Source organism: Paracoccus sp. MKU1, from assembly GCF_001447385.1.
Taxonomy (GTDB): domain Bacteria; phylum Pseudomonadota; class Alphaproteobacteria; order Rhodobacterales; family Rhodobacteraceae; genus Paracoccus.
In genome coordinates, this window is sequence record NZ_LLWQ01000206.1 from 23,017 (window position 1) to 45,246 (window position 22,230).

The following is a 22,230-nucleotide window of genomic DNA, read 5'->3' on the forward strand; positions in this document are numbered from 1 at the left end:
ATGAGCACCGACAACAAGCACCCGGAACTGCCGGACCTGAAGAACGCCCGGGATGATCCGGAATGGTGGGCAGAGCGCAACAAGCGCCGTCGGCAGCGATACGCGGAAGACCCCGAGTATCGCAAGAAAGCTCGCCTGAACAGCCGCAGCACCTATCGCGTCAAGGGCAAGACCGAACCGTTCGACCCGAGGCAGAACCTGTCTCGGATTGATGATTTCGGCAAGGTCCGCCCTGTCACCTTCCCGGATGGCCGCGTGGTCGAACGCTGGTGTATGACCAAGGCCGAGGTCGCCGAGATTTTCGGTCGTTCGACCAAGCTGTTCTACCACTGGATCAAAGACGGGCGGTTCCCGGACACGGTGCTCACCGCGACCGATACGTTCATCACCCGGGATTACAAGAACAAGAAGGGTGTGAAGGTGCCGCAGACGGTCGGGGTCTATTCCTCGGAAGAGGTGATCGCCGCGATCAATGCGCTGGGTCCGCACCTCTCGAACGTGGTCTATTTCCGCACCGACCATGATCGGGAGCGCGAGATGGTAGCCATGGCTGTCGCCGAGGCCCGGGCATCCATCGGGGTCAAGCTGGGGGAATAAGCCATGACCATGTCGCCGCCTGTCAGGAACCGTGCGCCGAGGGCTGTCGATCTGGACGCGCCCTCGGCTCCGGAGAGCGCGCCGACGCAGCCGTCCAAGGTCGGTGCCGTGGGTTACGTCACGACCCAGCGGACAAACTACTACGGCCAAGAACACCAGCACATGGAGGAGGTCCGGGTTCCGGTCTTCCATCCCCAGCCCGCCCGCGTCCGCGTCGGCGGCTCCGTCACCCAGAACCTCGGTGACTACAATTCGGCCCGGGTGGAGGTCTCTATCGAGATGCCCTGCCTGCCGGAGACCAGCGAGGTCGAGCGCGTCTACCTGATGTTGTCAGAGCAGGTTGATGTGATGCTGCGCCGCGAACTGGAAATTGCCACGGGGGTTCCGCCCGCCTCTGTGGACGTGCCGTCCACCGGCACCATGAACTGAAGCCAAGAACAAAACCCAATCCTGTCAGGTGAACGAATGAACGAGCAAGTCAGACGCCGGGGTTCCCCGCCCCCGACCTTGCCAACAGATGAAGCCGTCATCCCGCATGATCCGGCTTTGCCCCAGCCGGAAGACGATTTCCTGTCGCGGGGGGAGCTTGGGGAGGTGCTGAAGCAGGCCGCCAAGGTGCATGGCCCGAACGTGATCCGGTCAGCGGAACTGCGCCCGCGCTTCAAGCACATTCCGACCGACATCTTCAGCCTCGACATGGGCTTGTTCGGAGGCATCCCCGAGGGGGTGATCAGCCTCGTTTATGGCTGGGCGGGTAGCGGCAAGACCACGCTTTGCGGGCGGGTGATCGGTCAGGCGCAGCGTAAATATGCCGACAAGGCCGCCGTGTTCATCGACGCCGAGGGCACATATCAACCGGAATGGGGCCGCAAACATGGCGTGGACAACTCGCGCATGGCGCTGGTGCAGCCGGAGAGCGGCGAACAAGCCCTTGATCTGGCCCGGGCCATGGTGAAGGCCGAAGAGGTTTCGGTGATCGTGGTGGACAGCCTTGCGGCTCTGGTTCCGATGAAGGAACTGGACAAGTCCATGGAAGACCTGACAGTCGGCGAGCAGGGGCGGCTGATCTCGCGCTTCTGCCGGGTGCTTCAGGCCGACCTTCTCGGCGAGCGAAAGCGCGGCCATCGCCCGGCCATCCTCTGGATCAACCAATATCGCATGAAGATCGGAACCATGTTCGGCGATCCGCGCACGCTGCCCGGCGGCGAGGCCCAGCATTTTGCGGCGGCGGTCAAGATCGAGATGAAGAACAAGGAGGTCATGGGCAAGACCGCCAACGGCATCCAGACGGTGGACTACAACGAGCACGCCTTCAAGATCGCCAAGAACAAGATCGGCACCGGCATTCGGGAAGGCGAATTCGTCATGGTGCGCAACCCGACCAACCCGCTCGGCCCGGGCTTCGTGGACGATGCCCGCCCGGTGATCAACTGGGCGCGAACCACGGGAAAGATCACCGGCGGCGGATCGTCATGGCGGGTTCAGGGGCTGGATGAGAAGTTCTCGCGCCTTCAGGACATCGCCGATTATTTCTATTCCGATCTGGACTTCTATGCCCATTTCCGGGACGGGCTGATCCGGGACTACCGGGTGGCCTGCGGTCTGCAAGAGGAATATCTGGCATGACGGTCATCGTGCCCAAGCGACTTGGCGGCGGGTCCATGACTTCGGCATCGCACCGCCGGTCGCGCGAGCAGGAAAAGGAGGCGGCGGCCCGACTGGGTGGCCGCATCACCAAGGCCAGCGGAGCGGGTGCTTTCGAGAAGGGCGACGTGAGGGTCAAGGGATTGCTCCGGGTTGAAGCCAAGACCACCAAACACAAGTCCTTCAGCGTCACCGGCGAGATGCTGGACAAGATCGAGCAGCAGGCCGTCATGGCAGGGGAGTTCCCGGCCATGGAGATCGAGATCGAGGGTGGGGCGCGGCGGGTCTATGTCGTGCCGACATGGGTTCTGGATGACCTGATCCGGATGGTGCAGCAGGGGAAATGACATGGCATTGTTGAGGGGGTTGGCGAACGCATCGGCGCAGGCGCGCAATCGGCAACTGGGCGTGCAACCCGTTGCACCGACGATCCAGTCGCCGCAGCCTTTGACCGCGCCACCGTCCCCAGCCGTCGCGCCGCCAGCGCCCATCAGCACGATTAGCGCCCCGACGACGATCCGCCCGATGCAGACCCAGCACCCGCTGCTGCGCGATGGCGGTATCATGGACATCGTGGACAAATGGGATCAGCGCCCAGAACGGTCGCGCGAGGGCGGAACGAACGGCTATATGCACGTATCCAGCCTGATCGGGCTGATCTGCACCAGACGCGCCACGCTGATCTCCCAGAGCGACTACGTCGCCACAGAGGCAGTCACCGGCGGCCATAGGCTCATGTGGGCGCAGGGTCGGGCGACCGAGGCGCATATCCGGGAGGCGGTGATCGGATCGACCGACGGGTCGGTGGTCTATGGGAACTGGAAATGCCGTTGCGGCAAGGCTGCGCATCGCGGCTTTCGTCCCGCGTTCGACAACCGCTGCCATACCTGCGGTCACGCGCTGGATCAATATGGCGAAATCGTGCTCATGGACCACGAGCACAGGATCACCGGCTCCTGCGACCTGTCCCTGATCCCGGACAACAAGGTTCTGGTGGCCGAGATCAAGTCCATGACGCCGGAGCAATTCGATGCGCTCACCGCGCCGCTCCCCGACCATTGCAATCAGGCGCTGATGTATCGAGAGATGTATCGCCGCTCGGGCTATGCCGTGCATGACCATGTCGTCATCCTCTACGGTCGCAAGCAGTTCCGCTGGGGCGGTGGAAATTCCCGAAAGCCGGTCTATAAGGAATTCCGGGTGCGGGCCGACACCGCACAGGCGAGGAACATGGTGGACACCTGCTATGCCACGGCACTCGAAATCGCCCGCCACAACGCGGCGCGCAGCCACCCAGAGCGCACGAAATGCCAAGACGCCACCTGCAAGACGGCCAAATCCTGCCCGGTGGCCCACCTCTGTTTCAGCATTCGAGGCTAGCCATGGAAGTCCGCACCCGACCGCCCCGCGAAACCGACCGTCTGAACGCCCTGCTTTCGCGGGGGCAGGCGATGCCTAAGCCGGTCTCCTTTCCCATTCTCGGAATCGACGGCTCCGTCGCCAAGGCAGGCTACGCGGTCGCTCACGGCTGCCGGATCGCGGCATGGAAGTTCGAGACCAGCAAGACCGGCGTCGCCCGGCTGGCCCATCATCGTGCCGAGATCACCGATCTGGTGACGGGGCTGGGTATCCGGCACGCGGTTATCGAGGGGTATTCCATGGGGTCCAAGGGCAATCGGGCCTACGCCACGGGCGAGGCGGGCGGCACGATGCGCCTCACGTTGATCGACCTCGGTGTCGCGGTGCTGGAAGTCCCGCCCAACTCGCTGAAGATGTTTTTGTCCGGGAAGGGCAACACGCCCAAGACCGGGATGCCGTTGGCTCTTTACAAGCAGTATAGTGTAGAATACGCAGGTGAAGACGAGGCAGACGCCTGCGGACTGGCGATGTTCGGGGCCGCCTATTGGGGAGCATACGGGGGAGAAATCCATAAATATCAGGTCAATGCCTTGAAAGGCGCTGCCCTGTTGTCAGGCGCAAGAAAATAATTGCAACCCGTTGCAAAAGCGTTTGACAAAGAAACCAAGCTACGGTAAAAGATACTTACGGGGACACCCACAACTGTCAGGAGACATGAAATGACGCAGAACTCGCTGGTTGGCCGCAGGGCCACGTTCAAAGACTACGCCCAACTCGAAGAGGGCTTCGAGCCGATCCTGAAGTCCGGACAGCTTCTGGAAATCACCAAGGTTGACGACAACGGCAACTTTGTCGTGGTCGCCATCGCCGAGGACGGCACCCGCCTCAACATGGAAGGCAATGCCATGGCCGACGGCGACACGCCGATGGCGGATCAGGTCTGGGAACAGGAGATCGAGGTGCTTCCCGAGACCGAAGACGCGGGGGACGACATCACCGATGATCCGACCGCCGTTGTCGAGGGCATGAAGGGCGCGGAACTGGACGACTGGGCCTCGCGCAACGGCGTCGAAACGCCGGACGGCTGGAACAAGATGAAGGTCGCCGACAAGCGCGCGTTCCTGAAGGACTGGATCAGCAGCGCGAGCGCCGAAGTCCCGCAGGCCGATGCCGCCCCCGAAGAGGCGGCCACCGCGCCCGAGCAGGGGGCTGCCGAGCCGGTCGCCGAGACCCCGGCGCAGGAACCCGCCGCCCAGACCGGCAGCGCCGAGCCGACCGCGACGCTGATGCGGACCATGACGGACAGCGAAAGCGTCCGGAATATCCTCGCCGAGCAGGATGCGGTCGATGCCGCCATCCAGTTGAACGAAAGCATCGAGCGGACCTACTACATGCTGGGCGGCGTGCTGGCGCACATTGACGAAACCGGCATCTACAAGCGTCACGGCTATGAGGGCAAGAAGGGCTTCGAGGAGTTCTGCCAGCAGACCGTCGGCATCGCCTATCGCAAGGCCCGCTACCTGATCGACATCTATGTCACCTTCCGGAAGATCGGCTTCGATGAAAGCCGTCTGGCGCAGATCGGCTGGTCGAAGGCCAAGGAACTCGCTCGGATCGACGCCGCCCGGCTGGAAGCCGACATCGACGGGCTGCTGGAATACGCCGCCTCGAACACCCGCGAACAACTGATCAACCACATCAAGGAAAACTACGAGGTGGCGACGCGGGCCGAGACCGTGAAGACCACCACCTTCAGCTTCCGGGTGGTCGAGACCGAGGCCGAGACGGTCAATCTGGCGCTGGAACACGCCAAGACCCTGATCGGCGAAGACGACGTCAACCGCGCCTTCCTGCATATGTGCGGCGACTGGATGAACGCGGGCAACAGCACCGATCTGGACCTCGACACCTTCATTGCTCTGGGCATCGGTCGCTTCGGCAAGGACGCCGTTCTGGCCGCGCTGAACACGGATGAAGCCAGCGCCGAGAGCGCCGAGGCCCAGTCCGCCTGATGCTGGCGGGGCAGGGGGTGCAGACCTCCTGACCTGCCGCCCTCGCCCCGGCAGCGCCCGCCCGGTTCCCCGACCGGGCGGGCATTTCCATGTCTGGTGGCTTGCCCATGGTGCAACCCGTTGCAACCAAATCTGGTTGATCGAAGCGGCTACATTTGCTTATGTGGTGCGGTCAAATCCGGCGGCTACAATCTATAGCCCCGAGCATCTTGGAGCACCCTATGAACGTCCACGCCTGTCCCGAAGCCGGGAACTTCATCCCGCCGCAAACCTCGCGCCCGCTGCATCCGACCATGGGTCAGGGCGTGGCAGAGCGGACCTATCTGCGCCGGGTTTTCACCGACGAACAGCGCACCAAACTGGGTGGTTGCCGCGTCCTGCTGAACCCGACCGATCCTCTGTTCCAGAAATGGTATGTCGCGGCCCTGAACTCCGACTTCGCGGTTGACGTCAGCACCGATCACCCGGTCGCGGCGGAAGAGCCTGAAACCCGCTGGGAGACATGGGCCGACGTGGCGCATCGGGTCGCCATCGGCAACGTGTCGATCCTGAAGCGCGAGCGCCCGGAACTCTATCTCACCAGCGCCATCCCGGAGCACCGGGCCATGGCCGACGCTATCGCCGAGGGCGCGCTGCTGATGTCGGGCCGACACCTTCAGCAAGGCGACCAGAACCAGAGCAACCGTCCGATGGAGGTGTTCACCAACTGCTCGACCGCCGCGACCAGCTTCGCGCTGTTCCAGCTTCTGCTGAACGGGTCTGGCGTGGGTCGCGATTATTCGGATCAGATGATGGCCGTGGACTGGGCCAATGACATGCCGAACGTCGTGGCCGTTCTGGACGCGGACCATCCCGACTTCCAATGGGGACGGCACATGTCGCGCCGGGACGCCCAACACCTCTATGCCGACGCGCCCGGCGTAGTCTGGCATCGCGTGGCCGACAGCCGCGAAGGCTGGGGAAAGGCCATCGAAAAGATCGAGGTGGCCGCTGCCTTGAACGTCTTGGACGATGAAGAGGCTGTCACCACCTTGGTCATCGACTTCTCCGACGTCCGCCCGCAAGGCGCACCGATCATGGGGATGCAGGGCCGCCCGTCTTCCGGCCCGGCACCGCTGATGGACGCCATCGAGAAGATCGCCAAGGTGCGCGGGTCTGGCATGGCCCCGTGGCGGGCCACCCTCTACATCGACCATTTCCTCGCGGAGCCTGTCCTTGTCGGTGGCGCGCGCCGTTCGGCCCGGATGTCTACCAAATGGTGGCAGGATGCCGACATTCTGGAATTTGTGGAAGTCAAGCGTCCGGTCGAGCTTCTGGGCAAGAGCCGCGAGGAGGTTGAATCCTATCTCGCCGATCTCACGGCCAAGGGCCTGCCGAAGCCGCTGTCTTTCCTCTGGTCCTCGAACAACTCTGTTACCGTGGATGAAGACTTCTGGGATCGGGTGAACGGGCCGGAAAGCGACGACCCGCTGACCGTGAAGGCAAAGGCCGTCTATGACAGGGTCATGGCCTGCGGCTACAGCGACGGCACCGGGGAGCCGGGCTTCATCAACGTGGACCGCCTGACCTCGAATGACGAAGGGTTCGACCGCGAGGCGTATCGGAACGGAGCGTTCCTCGGATCGCTGCGCTACCAGATTGACGACAGGACGCGCTTCTATCTGGACACGCTTCTCGAATGCTTCGAGGCTATGCCCTACCACTACATCGTGAACCCCTGCGGCGAGATCGCCCTGTCGATCCTCGGGGGGTTCTGCGTCATCGCCGACGTGGTGCCGGTGCATTGCGACAGCCCAGAGCACGCCATTGAGGTGGCGCGGATCGCGACGCGCGCCCTGATCCGTGTGAACCTGCTGGATAGCCTTTACAACGCCGAGGTTCGGCGCACGAACCGGATCGGCGTGGGCGTCACGGGTATCCATGAAGCGGCTTGGAAATTCTTCCGTGTCGGTTTCAGCGATCTGGTCAATCCGGACTTCGAGGCATTCGTCAATGCTGTCGATGCGCGGGACAACGTCAACCCCCGCGTCCGGGCCGCCGCATTCTGGGAATGGTCGGGCGAACTTAGCCGTGCGGTTCTGTCCGAGGCCGACAGCTATTCCGGGGTTCTGGGTGTCACCGCGCCGCACACTGTCACCACGGTAAAGCCGTCGGGTTCGGTCTCGAAACTGTTCGGCCTGTCCGAAGGCTGGCACCTGCCCGCGCTGCGCCATTATCTGCGCTGGGTCCAGTATCACAAGAACAGCCCCATGATCGAGGAATACCGCGCCATGGGCTATCCCGTGCGGGAACTGAAATCCTACCGCGACCACTGGATCGTCGGCTTCCCGACCGAACCGGCTATTGTCTCCATGGGCATCGGCGACAAGCTGGTGACGGCGGGCGAGGCTACGATGCAGGAACAGTTCCGCTGGCTGAAACTGGGCGAATTCTTCCTGATGGAGGGCGGCAGCGTCGGCGAATATCTGTCCTGTGAAGGCAGCCTCGATACCTTCCTCGACATCCGTGGCTACGCCTTCGGCAACCAGATCAGCTACACGATGAAGTTTCGCCCTGATGACACCGACTTCGATACCTTCTGCGATGTCATCCGCTGCAACCAGCCCTATGTTCGCTGCGTCTCCGTGATGCCGCAGGAGAACGGGGCGAGCTACGAATACCTGCCAGAGGAGCAGGTTTCGGTGGCGGAATATCAGGCGATCCTCGCAGCCATTCGCCGGGATGAGGCGTCGGCGTCCGAGGATGTCGGTCTGGAACACCTCGACTGTTCCACCGGGGCCTGTCCTATCGTTTTCGACGGTAAGGCAAAGCAAGACCTCTGATCATGCAACCAGTTGCAGGGGCGGGAAACCGCCCCTTGCCATTTCCGAGGAGACCACGATGGACTACTTGAACGATGTGCTGATCGGCGATTGGGCACCGGGAGGAAAGCCGTTCACCCTGCGGCGGCACTGGCTGGCAAGCACGCCGGGGGTTATGCCCCGGCTTGGGGCGGACGTCACCGCGACCGGGAAAGAGATCACCCTGCGGCATTCGCATCCGGGCACGGTCTCGCTCTATTACGGCAACTGCGGGCGCACCCTGTTCTTTTCCGAAAGCAAGATGCACCTGCGCCGAACATTGAAGACCATGGGCGTGCGCGGCGGAATTTCGTCTCTGGACTCGGGAGAGACCGTGACCTTCGACGGCAATGCCTACGACATCCAGCGCGAACCCTTCCCGCTTCCGGACATCCGTTCCGACATTGGTGAAGATGATGCCCTTGACGAATGGTGGGATCGGTTCCTGAACGCCACCTACGAGATGCACCGTGACCATGGCGGAGGGCCGGTCACCGTGGCAGCGTCCGGCGGCACCGACAGCCTTATGGCGCTCGTCGCTTTGAAGGAGATCGGTGCGGACGTTCTGGCAATGTCCTGTGGTCTGACCCGCGACAACTTCGATCCTCGCTGGGCACGCGCGGTCAGCAATCATCTGGGCGTTCCATTCGAGTTCATGCAGCTTCCCGTCGCCGAGGAGGATCAGGCTCGGCTCATGCTTGAAGCGTTGCGTGTGGTCGGGGATGTCGGGTGCGCGGACAACATCCATATGGCGATGTCTTGTTGGCTGATGCAGCGGCGCTGCGCCGATCTTGGCCGACACACGATCTATCTCGGCTTCCGGGCGGACAGCTTCATCGGCAACAAGATGGGCGCGGTCGGCATCTACAACAAGGTGGCCGAGGCCGAGCGGACTGATCAGACATGGCAGGCTGCCCGTGCGGCCATCTCGACCGGCGTCATCCCCTATCTCGAACAGGTGAATGGGAACTTCCGGATGCCCGGCTTCCGCTGGCGCGTGCCGTTTTTCCACCCCGAGGTGCTGGGCTATACCATGAGCCTGCCGCGACGGCTGGTTCCGCCCTACCATGGTCGCAAGGTGTTTTTCGAGAAGGCATTGAACCGCTACCTGCCCGAGGGCCTGCGACCGTGGGATGTCTCTGCCAAGGTCGCGTTCAACTCGGGTTCCGGTTTCTATCAGGCCGCCAAGGCGCAAGGCGATGCAGGCCCGCTCGGCAAGGACGGCATCCGGAGCACCTTGCGGCGGGTTCGGACAGAATTCGGTCTCTGAACGAAAAATCTTGACCTTGCTATCTGATTGCGTTATTCTGTCTAAACAAAGACTTAGCAAGGTTTCAACGAGCAGATGCCCGAATTTACAGTTCACGCCCTCGAAACGATCCGCTTGTCCCGGCACTTCATGCTGCTGGATTTCATGTTTGACGCCCATTGGCCCTATCAGGGCGGCGCGGTCGAAGCGCAAGACCTGTCCAGCATCATGCAGGGCGGCAGACTTGAAGAGGCGCGGCATCTCGCCTCGAACCTGATGGAGCGGCTGACCACGCTGTTCGGCCCTTCCACCATCGCCGCTGGGTTCAGCCCCTGCACCGAAAGCTCGCCCTCGCCGCATTGCTTCCTGCCTGCGCACGGGGCGGCGGTGGACGCCGTCTTCCATGACTGGGTCAGGCCCGGTGCGTCGCGCCCGGAGGGGCGTGCCCCAGTCGAGATGCTGAATGATGTGCGCCAGACGCAACTGGTATTCGACCGGCTGATCGGCTACGCGGGGACCGAATTCATGTGCATCGCCGACCGGGCGGCAGGCCCGCGCTTCAAGGTCTACAACAACCGGCGCTATCCCGAGTTCAACGCCGACCTTGGCGGGCAAGGCATCGTGAAGCCAGAATTCCAGACCCTGTCCCGTAGCGGGAAGCAATGGACGGCGTTCCGGGGGATAGATGCCCAGCCGGGATGGCGGCGGGTGGAGGGCGAACCCGTGTTTCATACCCAGCGGAGCCTGCGCGTCCAGCACATCAGGACCGGGCGATATTTCACTCTGGTCGATTTCATCAAGTCTCCGGTCGGCATCGTGAACCGGATGAAGAACATTCCGTCCACACGCCCGTCCCGGCAGATCAAGACGGCGCGCATGTTCTCCGAGGTGCTGGACCCGGTGGTCGAGGCCGTTGGCCGGATCACCATCATTCGGGGTATCGAGGGACAGGCGGTCTCGAACCGCTGGCAGGACCATGAGACCGCCTCTCTGCACCGCTGGAATCAGCCGCTGAACCGGATCGAGTTCATCGCGCCAGAGGGGCATGATGAAAGCGCGCTGCTGGCGGCGCTGGATCATGCCAACGTCTTCGAGGTGGCGACGCGGGAAAACGGGGCAGGGGAGCCGATCTATGCGGTGATGATCCGGTCATTTGAGCCTGCCGTGCATTTCACCTCGGCGCTGTCCGATCAGGGTCACGGGGCTGGCTGCCGGTGTTGCGCATAAAGGTGCAACGGGTTGCAAATATCCGGTTGACAAAGAAACTAGGCAATGGCATAAAGGTCTTGTCAGAGAGATAAGCACCCCAAAGGAGACCCCTGCCATGGCTACCAAGAAAACCGCTGCCCGCCTCGCTGCTGCCTCGCGCCGCGCCGCTCGCGCTGCCGTCAAGGCCATCGAGCAGGTTCGCCGCTTCGAGGATGGGGTTCTGAAGTCGGGAGAGAGCTTCGTTCGCAACGAGATCACCTATGTTGTGGACAAGGCGGGCCGTGCCGTGCGCCAGCCGACCAAGGATCGCCCGGTCACCCGCGAGGATTGCTTGTTCTTGCTGAAGAACGTCAGGGCGGTCACCGACGATGAGGTTCTGGAAGCCGTTGGCCCGAACGTCCACAAATGGTTCCTCGACAGTGGAATGCTGGTGCGCGACACGAAGGCCCGCTCTCTGCTGTGGATCACCAAGAAGGCCCAAGCCTATTACGGCCTGCCCCTGCCGGTGATCGGCGGCGTCGCCTGCGCGTTCCAGTAACCGTGCAACGGGTTGCAACGGGCCGCCGGAAATATTCCCGGTGCAACCCGTTGCAACGCCTACAAGTGTGGACATCGGAAATTCCATCCGCTAGATTTGTCTCCAACCCCATTCCCGGAGACGAACATGCGCCCGCAAATCGAACACTCCGTCCGCGACGTGGACGACCTGATCCCCTACGAATTCAACCCGCGTCAGAACGAACCGGCTGTCGCTGCGGTGAAGGAGTCGATCCGCCAGTTCGGTTTCCTCGTTCCGGTGGTCATCGACGCCGAAAACGTGATCGTGACGGGCCACACCCGGCATCAGGCCATCAAGGAACTGGTGGACGAAGACCCCGAGAACGCGAGCTACTGGCGGGCCATCCCGGTCATCCTCGCCTCGCACCTGACCGACGATCAGCTTCGCGCCTTCCGCCTGATCGACAACAAGACCTCGGAACTGGCGACGTGGGATTTCAACCTGTTGGCGCAGGAGATCGGATACCTGCATGAGACCGGCGTGGATTTTCAGTCCTTCGGCTGGTCGCAGGAAGAGGTGGATTGCCTGACCTCGGTCGTGGCTGCCGACTGCCTGACCACGGCAGCGGGCGATGCCGCCAGCGCGCCGGGCGCGGAGAACACCTACGGCACCTATGTCGAAGGCGAGAGCACGGGGCGCACCCAGTCGATCCGCGAGACAGGCAACGGCTCCGTGCGGGTGGTCTTCGGTGATCTGGCGTTCTTCGTGCTGAAGGACGATTACACGAACTGGCTCACCGGAATGATGCGCGATGCCAACTATGACCCGACCGCCGTCATCGAGCGCGTGGCCGAGGCCATGGGTCTGCTGGACGCCAAGCGCCGCCGGGATGCCAGCGTCCGGGCCGGGGAGACCGCGCCCGAGACCGAGGAGGCGTTCGGTGACGCTGCGCCTGTCCCCGAGGAGCAGGTCTCGGTGGAGTGATCGCCATGCCCCAGCTTGTCCCCCTGTCGAGTATCGAGCGTGCCGAATACAACCCGCGCGAGGCTGACGCCCAACGGCTTGAGGCTCTGAAGATGTCCTTGCGCAAGCTGGGGTTCATCCTGCCGCTCTATACCACGACGGGGGGACATCTGCTGTCCGGACACCAGCGGTCCACCGCCGCGATGATGTTGGGCTGCAACCACGTCCCGGTCGAGTCTGTCGATCTGGATGAGAAGTTCACCCGCAACGTGAACCTCGTCTTCAACCGCGCCACCAACGACATGCGCGCCGACGACGACAGCAACGAACTCTGGGGTAAGCTGGGGCTGGAAAATGTCGTCCGTCTGGCGGACGCCGTCCCGGATCGTGACCCGGACACCGAGGCGTTTTATCGCTGCATGAACCCGGTCATGGTCCCGGTCGCTGACGTCGTGGGTCAGGTGGACATCCCCTATGAAGCCCAGCCGGTCGCCATGTGCGAGAAGCTGTTGTCGCGCGGCATCGTCATGCCGGTGGTGATGACCAAGTCCGGTCGGATCGTGAACGGCAAATACCGCGCCATCGCGGCAGCCGAGCGGTCTGGTCGGTCGAAATACCGCAAGCACAAGCTGACCGAATATCCCGTCGTCTTTATCGAGGACGAAGAGGGCGAGCTTTCGGACGCCCTGCTGAACCTGATCTCGATGCGCTTCACGATGCAGAACCAATATGCCGACCAGCTTCGGTTCGGCGCGTTCCGTCGGGCGCAGACCATCGTTCCCGGCCTGCTGCCTGCCTATCGTTTTCTCGCTGACAACTGGGTGCTGAAGCCCTCGCACGCTTCCATGGCGAAGAAGGAAGACTTCTGGCACCGCTTCCGCAAGAACTACGGTGAGTCGATTTGCGATCTGGGCGCGGGTCAGCGTCGGACCCGGCCATATATGGAGAAGCGCGGCATCTTCATCTCGGACTGGGAGCCTTATCCGCTGGACTGGCGCGATCCGAAGGAATGCCCGGAGGATGATACGCCGGAGAACCGCCCGAGCCTCGGCCTCGCGCGTAAACTCACCGAACGGTTCCTGTCCGACATCGAAAGCGGCGTTCAGTATTCCACAGTGGCGCTGCCAGCCGTGCTGAACTCGGTGCCGTTCCGCTGGGACCGGATGTGCCTGCTGGCGATGGCGCATTCGCTCTGCGGTGTGAAGACCCAACTTGTCGGCACGGCCCGCGCGGTCGAGGCCAAGGACTTGAACCGCTCGATCAATCGCGTGGACCCGGAGACTGGCAACGTCAAGGCGGCCCAGACCCTGTTCCCGTTGGACTACGAGCCGGGCATCATCCTCGGGGACATCAACGTCATGCCCAAGGTGCAGAAACTGCACTCGCTCACCGAGCTTGAGGCCGACTTGCGGGTGTTCTTCGAGGAGGTTCGGGTCAAGAATTTCAGCGCGTCGCACGCCTTCCGCGCCGCCTGTCCGAAGCGGGTCAGCCTGCCGGTTCTGAAGGCGGCGATTATGCACGAATTCGATCTGCCCTATGACGGTGGCCGCAGCCTCGGCATGGCCGAGCGCGCGCTTGCGGCCTTCGGGAAGCGCCTGCGGGTGGACTTCACCAAGATCAAGGCAGTCGAGAAGCCGGAGAACTGATATGGCTGTGGAACTGGAAACCGGGCGTCACATTCCCAAGAACCCTGACCGCTTCGTCTTCGATGAGGAGGTCGCGCCGATCTTCGACAACATGGCCCGCCGCTCGTTGCCGCTCTATGAGCACGTCTACGACATGGTGCGCGAAGTCTGCCGGGACGTCGCGGTCTATCCCGGTGATCAGGTTTGGGACTTCGGCGTCTCGACCGGGCGTGGCCTGCGCGCCGTGCGTGCCGGGTTCGATGAACCGCTGGTCGATTACTGGGGCTGTGACATCTCGCAACCGATGCTGGACATCGCCTCGGAACGCTGCCCTTGGGCGCGGTTCCGTCGGGTGGACTTCGAGGGTGACGGGCTGCCGGTCGCCGACATGCGGAATGTGCGCGTCGCGCTCTGGGCATGGACCCTTCAGTTCCTGCCGGACTACGAGCTTCGCGTCCGTCTGCTGTCCGAGACCTATGACCGCATGGCCCCGGGGGGCGTGCTGTTCCTGATGGAGAAGTGGCAGCACGCGGGCGTGCAACCCGTTGCAACTTCGCCGGTTCCGCCCGCTCTTCAGCGCGCCTACATGCACTTCCGCCGCGACAACGGCTACATGGCCGATGAGATCGTGGCGAAGAGCACCGCCCTGAAGGGGGCCATGTGGCCGTGGAGCCGCGCCGAAGCCGTCAACGCGCTGGTGCTGGCCGGGTTCGAGGTCGAGAACATCACCGGCCTCTATCAGATGTTCAATTTCGGGGGTCTTGTGGCGGTGAAGTGACCGACCCGAAAGAGCCTCGCAGCAATCCGTGGATACGGTGGCAGCGAATGACCAGAGACAGAGGGGATGAAATCGTCGCCCGCCAGCGACCGCCGCGCCCCAAGCGAGTTCCAAGCCCTCTTGGACGGGGGATAGAAAGCACGCCAACAAGCGCGCCTCACCCCAGCCTCGTGCCCAGTGAAACCGGGGCAGGGGTCTATCGCGATGGCAATGGCCTGCGCATCACCGAAGAGCGTCGCGAGACCCGTCCGAAGGTTGACCCGGAAACGGCGTCTCCGCAGGTGCGTGGCCGCCTGACACCTGACGGCGGTTTCACCGATGGTCGCGACATCCGCCGTATCCAGACCGAGATCAGGGCGAACACCGGAGCCATCTCGCCCCGGAACATCACCGGAGACGCCGCAGACGAAGAGATCGGTCGCGCGGCCATGTCGGCTGAACCCATCTCGCTCGATGAGGCGTTCCCGACGCCGGAGAGCTATGCCCCGCAGATCGAGGAGCGACCCGGGGAGCCGGTGCAGCTTCCGCCGTTCCTGCGCCAGAACTTGCAACAAGTTGCAAAAGCGCCGGGGGAAAATACGCCCGCCGCCCGCCTCACCCATGTCGAGCGCGACTATCCGGAATACGCCCAAGAATATAAGCTGCAACTGCTGCATCGCCTGCTGCTGCGCGGCCTGCCGCTCGACGTGATTGCGACGATGCTCGGCGTGAGCGTGAAGACGATCCGCGCGTGGCGCGTCACCCTCTACGACCGGATGCGCAAGGAAGCCCAGAAGATCGACATCTATGGGCTGGCCGGGCAGACCATGGGCTTCTACAACGAGGTCCGCGCCATGGCGATGAAGATCGCCTCGGAGCCGGACAAGACAACGCCCGCCGCCACCCGCATCCACGCGCTGCGCACGGCTCTGAATGCCGAGGCCGACAAGCACAGGTTCCTTCAGGCATCCGGCTTTTACGAGAACACGCGCTACATCCCGGACAGCGCCGACATGGAAGACGAGATCGAGGGTAGCGCCAAGCAACTCGGCAAGGAGGTCATGTCCATGGTGGCCGGGCTGCTGGGCACCGACGATCATCCGGCCACGCCCAAGCGTGATCGCCAAGCAGAGCAAGACGACGATCTGCGCCTGATCTGACCATAGACAAAGAGGAGGTCGCGATGACCGTTCAAGACCCGCGTCTGAAACAGGAGATGCTGGACAACTTCATGCGCCGCGCCGAGCGCCTTGTCCGGAACGCCGAAGGGGTAGGGGGTCCGCATTCCCGACTGGCCCGCATCGCCACCCATGCCGCAGAACAGGTGATCGTCCACGGCAACCCCGCCTTCGTCCACGGGCTGACCATGATGAAGCATCTCCCGGTCACCATAGAGGAGTTCATGGAGAGCAACGAATTCCTCGGCGGGGTGGAATACGACATCTGGCCCGCGCTGAAGCAGGACGTCTACGAGATGAACCCCGATGTCATGGCCGGAGAGCCTGCCGTGCATGAGGTCTACCTTGGGGGGGCTACCGGCACCGGGAAGACCTTCACCGGCTCGGCAACCATCATGTATCAAGCTTACATGCTGACCTGCTTCGAGAAGCCCCAGAAGCTCTTCGGCCTGTCGCCCACCACCCCCATCGTCTTCATGCTGCAATCGGTATCCCCGACAGTAACCAAGCGGGTGATCTACACGCCCCTGCGCAATGCCATCACCAACATGCGCTACTTCCAGAAGCACGTCCCCTTCAACAAATACGTCGAGGGGGAGCTTCAGATGGAGCAGGAGATCAGGATCATCCCAGCCCTCGCCAGCCTGCAATCCATCCTCGGCCAAGCCGTCTGCGGTGCCCTGCTGGATGAGGTCAACTTTATGACCATCGTGGAGAACTCCAAGAGGGCCGCCGGACCCGCTGGACTGGGAGGCAAGTTCGACCAAGCCGAGGAGACCTACTCCAACATCTCACGCCGCCGCAAGCGTTCCTTCACCACAAGGGGCATCTCCATCGGCTGCATCGTGGCCGCATCCTCGACCCGCTATAAGGACGACTTCCTCGACCGACGCATCGACCAGTCCATCAAGTTCGAGGAACCCAACGTGATCCACTTCCGACACGCGCAATTTCATGTGAACCCCAAGTTCAACGACCCCGCCCTCTTCGGAGGCACCTTCCAGATCGCCGTGGGGAACGACGAACAGGGCACCACGGTCATAGAGGAGGGGATGCTGCCGGGGGTCCACTACCCCGCCACCGCGCAGATCATGGACATCCCCATGCCCTACAAGCCCGACTTCCAGAAGAACCCGGATGCGGCCCTGCGCGACATCGTGGGTATTGCCACGGATGCGATCAGCCCCTTCATCCGGAAGCGCCAGAAGATCGTGGATGCGATCAACCGGGGGATCATCCGTGCCATCCCCTCCATGGTCGAGAAGGACGACGTCGAGCTTGCCACCGACGGGATGCCTGTTCTGAACCGCGACTACTTGATGCGGCTGTCCCCGGCCCAGAGGCGCAAGCCTCGCTGGGTGCATGTTGACCTTTCCCGGAACAAGGACAGGTGCGGCATCGGCATGGTCGCCCTAGAGGGCTTCGTGGCATCCCCGGTTGGGGACGTGGAAGGCATCGCCGCCAGCCTGCCCAAGTTCACGGTGGAATTGGCGGTGGGGATCAAGCCCAGTGCCGTGGCCGAAATCGACATTGCCGATGTGCGCAACTGGGTGATGCAACTGGTTGCAGTCTACGGTCTGAACATCGCGGGCATCAGCTTCGACGGCTTCGACAGCCGGGAGACGATCCAGACACTGAACAAGGCGGGCATCCGCGCCAAGGCCCTGTCTCTGGACACCAGTCCGGTTCCCTATGAGGACTTCCGGGACGCGCTCTATGAGGATCGGATCGACATCCAGCCCGACTGCGAACTGTTGAGCGTGGAACTGCGCACGCTTGAATTCTACCCCCAGAAGAACAAGGTCGATCACCCGCCGCGCGGCACCAAGGACGTGTCGGATGGGGTAGCGGGTGCGGTGGCGAACGCCTTGCGGTCTCGGATCGTGCGCACCGGCATCCATCTCGATCAGGACAGCGAGGACGGCTGGCATGAGAACCACCGGGGAGAGCCAGAGCGCGATCCGCATGGTCAGTCCGTCCCCCGGTTCCGGGTGCGCAGGGAGACGGTGAAGGTGGCGCGGGACCGCTCGCGCAGATAATTGCAACATGTTGCAAAGGCTGTTGACAAAGAATCTGGATCATGGCATAAAGAGGGTGTCAGAGACGGAAGGAGACAACCCCATGGCACCCAAGACCTACACCAAAGACGAACTGCGCCGCATGGGCGTGGACACCTCGATCACGGCGCTGGATGGCCTCACGCTCGGTCAGCGCGTCCGCCCCTTCGGAACCCTCGGCATGGGCACGATCATCGGCTTCGCGCGGATGCAGGACTTCTCGGACAGCGTGTTCATCGCCCTCGACAGCGGGAGGGGAAACCGTCGCACATACCATGTCTGCGGTCCGATCTGGGCCGAAGCGGTGGAGGAGGCGGCATGAACCACCAGACCCTGATCCAGCAACTCGGGGGGAGACAGTTCGCCCTCCTTACCGGGGCCAAGGACTTCGTGGCTGGGGAAGACCGGCTGACCATGCGGATCGGTCGCAACCCCAAGAGGGTTTCACACGTCAGGATCACGCTGGACCCCTCGGACACCTACCGCATGGAGTTCCTGAATGTCCGCGCCGGGGAGTGCCGAACGGTGGCAGAGGTGCCCGGAGTCTACCATGACCAGTTGAAAGACGTTTTCGAGGCGCACACTGGGTTGTTTGTCACCCTGTCGCCTCGGCACTGATTGTAACCCGTTGCACCGCATCTGTCCAGAATCCTGTCATTCCCGTTGACATGACCAGAATTCTGTGCATATATGGTGCAACAAGTTGCAAGCCATGGAGGGCACGCCGATGGACGTCATCACCTATACCGACGCGCGGAACTCGTTCAAGGATGTGCTGGACCGCGCCATCAACGACCGCGACCCCGTGATCATCACCCGCAAGAAACGGGAAGCCGCCGTGGTCATGTCGCTGGAAGACTACAACTCGATCCAAGAGACCCTGCACCTGCTGCGCAGCCCGAACAACGCCCGCCGCCTGATGGAATCCATCGCGCGCCTCGAAGCGGGAGAGGGGGAAGAACACGCCCTGATCCAGCCCGAGGGCGAGCCTGCATGAACATCCTGTTCGACCGGAGCGCGTGGGATGACTACCTGTGGTGGCAGGAGCAGCCCCAGACCAACACGCTGGAACGCATCAACGAGTTGATCGAGGCCACCCGCCGCCAGCCCTTCAAGGGGATCGGGAAGCCGGAGCCGTTGCGGGGCAACCTTTCGGGCTACTGGTCGCGCCGGATCGACGGTGAACACCGCTTCGTCTACAAGGTGGCAGGTAAGGGGGATGATCAGGTGCTGCGCATCGCGTCCTTGCGCTATCACTACTGACCAGATCGCCGCGTTGAGCCTGTTTAGAGCCGTCCTCTGGGGCGGCTTTTTGCAACCCGTTGCACTCAAGGCGAAGAAATCTGTTGACAAAGAAACTACGGTATGAGATAAATGACCGTAGAGAAGGAGATCACCAGATGACCAACCGCTACGAGGACGCCGCAAGGGAAGTCGAGGCCGAGATCGCCCGCCTCGAAGATCGGGCCGCCCGCTGGGAGAAGCACCCGACGCTGTTCAGCCGCGTTCCCGGCATCCGTGAGGAGATCGCCGTGTTGAAGGCCAAGCCGCTCGCCAACTGGCGTGCCACCGGCAAATGGGCCAACGAAATCTGGGGGACTGCTGTCCCGAAGACGCACTCGTGACCGCATAGAGGAGCCAAGGCGCATGACCGACCTCCCAAAGCCACCCAAGCGCCCCTGCGGATCGTGCCCCTATCGGAAGGACGTTCCCTCGGGCGTCTGGGCCGCAGAGGAATACGCCAAGCTGCCGCAATACGACGGGAGCACCATGGACCAACTCCAAGCGGGGGCACTAGGTCTGTTCATGTGTCATCAGCGGGACGGCTGTCTGTGCGGCGGCTGGTTGCAGACACACGACACGGACCATCTGCTGGCCCTGCGGTTCAACCCCGTGGACGAAAGCGCCTACGGCTACCAGTCGGACATCCCCACCTTCGGCAGCGGACGCGAGGCGGCAGAGCACGGGATGCGGGACATCGAGAACCCCGGACCCGATGCCAAGGCCCTGATGCGGAAGATCGGACGTCTCTCGGGCGTGAAGTGGGCAGACGAATGATCATCTTCGTCCTCGGAATGCTGGCAGGAGCGATCATCGCACATACGCGCGGGCTTCGGCACGCTCTCTTGTTGATCGCCGTGATAGGGGTCGCCCATCTGATGGACACCCTATGGGGAAGGCAGGTGGGGGCGTGGCTCGCTGAAGTCACCCGTGCGGTTCTCGGATGGTAATTGCAACCCGTTGCACTTTTCCTGTTGACAAAGAAACTGGGATATGGGATAAGTAATCATCAAGAGAGGGAAAGGAACTAGATCATGGCAATCCGCATCGAGACCCGCGCATACGAAACCGCTCATGGCAAAGCCCCGCGCGGAAAGGGCATGTGGGCCTTCACCCGTGAAGCGTCGCACGGCCATGCGGCCCGCATGATCTTCACCCCTGCGATGACCTACCGCGAAGCCTGCGCATGGGTGCGCCGCGCGGTTCGCGCCGAGGGCTTCCAAGATGCCGTCCTGACCGTCGGCGCGTAATCGAACCCCAGAGGAGATCACGACATGACCACCATCTTGACCAACGGCAAGACCATCCCCCTGACCGACATCAAGGAAGGGGACACCTTCCGGTTCGGGGGCACGGTCTATGTGTCCACCGGGCCGACCGGGATGCTGGGCGGAAACGTCGTCATCCCCGCCAAGCGCGAAAACGAGGCCATGCCCAGCGGATGGGAACTGGCGAACCTCATGGAACCGCCCACGGCCACCTGCACGATCTGCACGCGCACCAACATCAAGGGCCTGCCCGAGGGGCACACCTACTTCACCGAGAAGGGCTACTCGCAGGCATACCCGTGGGTTGAGGTCCGGCGCACGGACAAGACCGTGACCCTGCACAAGGTCAACGTGCAGGCCGACCCCATGTGGAAGCCGAAGATCGCCCCGGGCGGCTTCGCGGGGCACTGTGAGAACCAGTCGGAGCAGACGTGGCTCTTCGGCGGTATCGACGCCGAGCGCGAGATCACCATCCGCATGACCAAGCGCGGCTGGGAGCGGCGTGGCGCGATGTTCATCGAGAATGTTGCCCGCGAATTCTACGATTACAACTTCTGACGAGAGAGAGGGCGTCTGGATGGCACGCATCGACACATACCCGTGCGCCTGCGCATTCGCAAAGACGGTGGGGGACAAAGACCCCTGCCACTTCCCCCGGGTGGGCATGGCGGACAACGTGCTCTATCGCGGATGCTGGATCGTCAAACACACGCTGACCGATACCGAGGCATATATCCGAGACCCCAAGCGACCGCCCCTGCACGCAGAGGCCGACGTCTGTTGCTTCGGGTATTTCGTGCAACCCGTTGCAACCGATCCTTGTTGATAGGTTAATTTCCAAATGCTACAAAGGTGGCACCTGTCAACAAGGAGACCGCCCATGCAGACCCTCGGAGAGTTCCGCATCGACGTTCGGCACAACCCCTCGGGCAATCCGCTCGTGGACGAGATCAAGCGCAAGGGCGCGGCCCTGATCGACCTGCTGAATGACCAGATCGCCATTCCCGTGCGGAACCATTCCAGCGCCGAGAGTGATCTTGCGCATTTCATGCAGGTGAGCGAGATCGGTCGGCTGAAGGCTCTCGCCATGACCCAGATCGAGCACGGCGTCATGGACGCTATCAAGGCTGTCACCAAGCCGCTGCCGATCCGGGAAGAGACTGCGCAGGCATCGCCCAAAATCACGGCTGGGGCGCTCACCTCCGGAGACATGGTCTGGGCCAGCAAGCAAGCGACACCCATCGCGCATGGCGCTGTCATCGCCGAGGGGCGTATCGTCGCGAACCGGATCGGTGGGCTGTATCGCAGCAACGGCGGGTGGTTTGCCATCGAAGTGGGGAACCGGGCCATCCGGGAATACGACGGCGCGGGCAAGCTGGGGTTCACGCATTTCCCGCTCAATGGTTACGCTTTCGAGGAACACCAGATCAGGGTATGGAAGGAATGGGCCGACCTCACGGAACGCCTCGACAAGCTGCGCGCCTTCCAGAAGACCGAGGCGTTTGCTCTCTTGTCCATCGCGGAACAGGAAGACCTGACCGCCCAAGGCAACGTGATGACCAGCTATCTCGTTATCCTGAAGAGCCGGATCGTCCGCTTCACCCGCACCACCGAGGAAGTCAAGCTCGATTTGGACGTCCTCGCCAAGGGCCTCGACGCTGGCGTTGCCGATCACGACTGACCTGATGCAAC

25 protein-coding genes are annotated in these 22,230 nt (G+C 62.7%); all 25 read left to right on the top strand.

The annotated features are described in order from the left end of the window. Positions 1 to 597, top strand: coding sequence for an AlpA family transcriptional regulator (locus AQY21_RS20290; RefSeq protein WP_058099405.1), 597 nt, complete (start codon positions 1 to 3; stop codon positions 595 to 597). 3 nt (positions 598 to 600) lie between these two features. Then, positions 601 to 1,026 (top strand): hypothetical protein, encoded by a 426-nt coding sequence (locus tag AQY21_RS20295; RefSeq protein WP_058099406.1) that lies wholly within the window; start codon positions 601 to 603, stop codon positions 1,024 to 1,026. Positions 1,027 to 1,143: 117 nt separating this feature from the next. Beyond that, entirely contained in the window at positions 1,144 to 2,223 is a 1,080-nt protein-coding gene (locus tag AQY21_RS20300) for a hypothetical protein (protein ID WP_058099407.1), read from the top strand. Then, positions 2,220 to 2,588 (top strand): hypothetical protein, encoded by a 369-nt coding sequence (locus AQY21_RS20305; RefSeq protein WP_058099408.1) that lies wholly within the window; start codon positions 2,220 to 2,222, stop codon positions 2,586 to 2,588. The genes AQY21_RS20300 and AQY21_RS20305 overlap by 4 nt, the downstream gene beginning before the upstream one ends. A gap of 178 nt (positions 2,589 to 2,766) precedes the next feature. Further along, complete coding sequence (locus tag AQY21_RS20310) at positions 2,767 to 3,621, top strand: hypothetical protein (RefSeq protein ID WP_058099409.1); 855 nt, start codon at positions 2,767 to 2,769, stop codon at positions 3,619 to 3,621. Between the two features lie 2 nt (positions 3,622 to 3,623). Next, a complete protein-coding gene (locus AQY21_RS20315) occupies positions 3,624 to 4,229 on the top strand; it encodes a hypothetical protein (RefSeq protein WP_058099410.1) in 606 nt (201 codons plus the stop codon). 90 nt (positions 4,230 to 4,319) lie between these two features. Then, positions 4,320 to 5,612: a hypothetical protein gene (locus AQY21_RS20320; RefSeq protein WP_058099411.1), complete on the top strand. Its 1,293-nt coding sequence runs from the start codon at positions 4,320 to 4,322 to the stop codon at positions 5,610 to 5,612. A gap of 512 nt (positions 5,613 to 6,124) precedes the next feature. Continuing rightward, positions 6,125 to 8,434 (top strand): ribonucleoside-diphosphate reductase, encoded by a 2,310-nt coding sequence (locus tag AQY21_RS20325; RefSeq protein WP_152988293.1) that lies wholly within the window; start codon positions 6,125 to 6,127, stop codon positions 8,432 to 8,434. Between the two features lie 58 nt (positions 8,435 to 8,492). After that, positions 8,493 to 9,722, top strand: coding sequence for a hypothetical protein (locus AQY21_RS20330; RefSeq protein WP_058099413.1), 1,230 nt, complete (start codon positions 8,493 to 8,495; stop codon positions 9,720 to 9,722). Positions 9,723 to 9,797: 75 nt separating this feature from the next. Further along, positions 9,798 to 10,928 carry a hypothetical protein gene (locus AQY21_RS20335; protein ID WP_152988294.1) on the top strand — a complete coding sequence of 377 codons (1,131 nt, stop codon included), beginning with the start codon at positions 9,798 to 9,800 and terminating at the stop codon, positions 10,926 to 10,928. A gap of 97 nt (positions 10,929 to 11,025) precedes the next feature. Beyond that, positions 11,026 to 11,448 carry a hypothetical protein gene (locus AQY21_RS20340; protein ID WP_058099415.1) on the top strand — a complete coding sequence of 141 codons (423 nt, stop codon included), beginning with the start codon at positions 11,026 to 11,028 and terminating at the stop codon, positions 11,446 to 11,448. Between the two features lie 126 nt (positions 11,449 to 11,574). After that, a complete protein-coding gene (locus tag AQY21_RS20345; protein ID WP_058099416.1) occupies positions 11,575 to 12,393 on the top strand; it encodes a ParB N-terminal domain-containing protein in 819 nt (272 codons plus the stop codon). A gap of 5 nt (positions 12,394 to 12,398) precedes the next feature. After that, positions 12,399 to 14,018: a ParB N-terminal domain-containing protein gene (locus AQY21_RS20350; RefSeq protein WP_152988295.1), complete on the top strand. Its 1,620-nt coding sequence runs from the start codon at positions 12,399 to 12,401 to the stop codon at positions 14,016 to 14,018. A gap of 7 nt (positions 14,019 to 14,025) precedes the next feature. Next, positions 14,026 to 14,775, top strand: a complete 750-nt coding sequence (locus tag AQY21_RS20355; protein ID WP_161906075.1) for a methyltransferase domain-containing protein — start codon at positions 14,026 to 14,028, stop codon at positions 14,773 to 14,775. Positions 14,776 to 14,822: 47 nt separating this feature from the next. After that, entirely contained in the window at positions 14,823 to 15,914 is a 1,092-nt protein-coding gene (locus tag AQY21_RS20360) for a hypothetical protein (protein WP_161906077.1), read from the top strand. A 23-nt stretch (positions 15,915 to 15,937) separates the two neighbouring features. Next, a complete protein-coding gene (locus AQY21_RS20365) occupies positions 15,938 to 17,971 on the top strand; it encodes a hypothetical protein (protein ID WP_058099420.1) in 2,034 nt (677 codons plus the stop codon). 82 nt (positions 17,972 to 18,053) lie between these two features. Beyond that, positions 18,054 to 18,311, top strand: a complete 258-nt coding sequence (locus AQY21_RS20370) for a hypothetical protein (protein ID WP_058099421.1) — start codon at positions 18,054 to 18,056, stop codon at positions 18,309 to 18,311. Continuing rightward, a complete protein-coding gene (locus tag AQY21_RS20375) occupies positions 18,308 to 18,607 on the top strand; it encodes a hypothetical protein (RefSeq protein WP_058099422.1) in 300 nt (99 codons plus the stop codon). Before AQY21_RS20370 ends, AQY21_RS20375 begins: the two co-directional genes overlap by 4 nt. Positions 18,608 to 18,716: 109 nt before the next feature. Continuing rightward, entirely contained in the window at positions 18,717 to 18,986 is a 270-nt protein-coding gene (locus AQY21_RS20380) for a type II toxin-antitoxin system Phd/YefM family antitoxin (RefSeq protein ID WP_058099501.1), read from the top strand. Then, positions 18,983 to 19,252: a Txe/YoeB family addiction module toxin gene (locus AQY21_RS20385; RefSeq protein ID WP_058099423.1), complete on the top strand. Its 270-nt coding sequence runs from the start codon at positions 18,983 to 18,985 to the stop codon at positions 19,250 to 19,252. Before AQY21_RS20380 ends, AQY21_RS20385 begins: the two co-directional genes overlap by 4 nt. A 137-nt stretch (positions 19,253 to 19,389) precedes the next feature. Next, on the top strand, positions 19,390 to 19,614 hold the full coding sequence (locus AQY21_RS20390) for a hypothetical protein (RefSeq protein ID WP_058099424.1): 225 nt from the start codon (positions 19,390 to 19,392) through the stop codon (positions 19,612 to 19,614). A gap of 22 nt (positions 19,615 to 19,636) precedes the next feature. After that, complete coding sequence (locus AQY21_RS20395; protein WP_058099425.1) at positions 19,637 to 20,047, top strand: DUF6283 family protein; 411 nt, start codon at positions 19,637 to 19,639, stop codon at positions 20,045 to 20,047. Between the two features lie 257 nt (positions 20,048 to 20,304). Continuing rightward, positions 20,305 to 20,520 (top strand): hypothetical protein, encoded by a 216-nt coding sequence (locus tag AQY21_RS20400; RefSeq protein WP_058099426.1) that lies wholly within the window; start codon positions 20,305 to 20,307, stop codon positions 20,518 to 20,520. 24 nt (positions 20,521 to 20,544) lie between these two features. Beyond that, on the top strand, positions 20,545 to 21,096 hold the full coding sequence (locus AQY21_RS20405) for a hypothetical protein (RefSeq protein WP_058099427.1): 552 nt from the start codon (positions 20,545 to 20,547) through the stop codon (positions 21,094 to 21,096). A 322-nt stretch (positions 21,097 to 21,418) separates the two neighbouring features. Beyond that, positions 21,419 to 22,219: a hypothetical protein gene (locus AQY21_RS20410; RefSeq protein WP_058099428.1), complete on the top strand. Its 801-nt coding sequence runs from the start codon at positions 21,419 to 21,421 to the stop codon at positions 22,217 to 22,219. Positions 22,220 to 22,230: the final 11 nt, after the last annotated feature.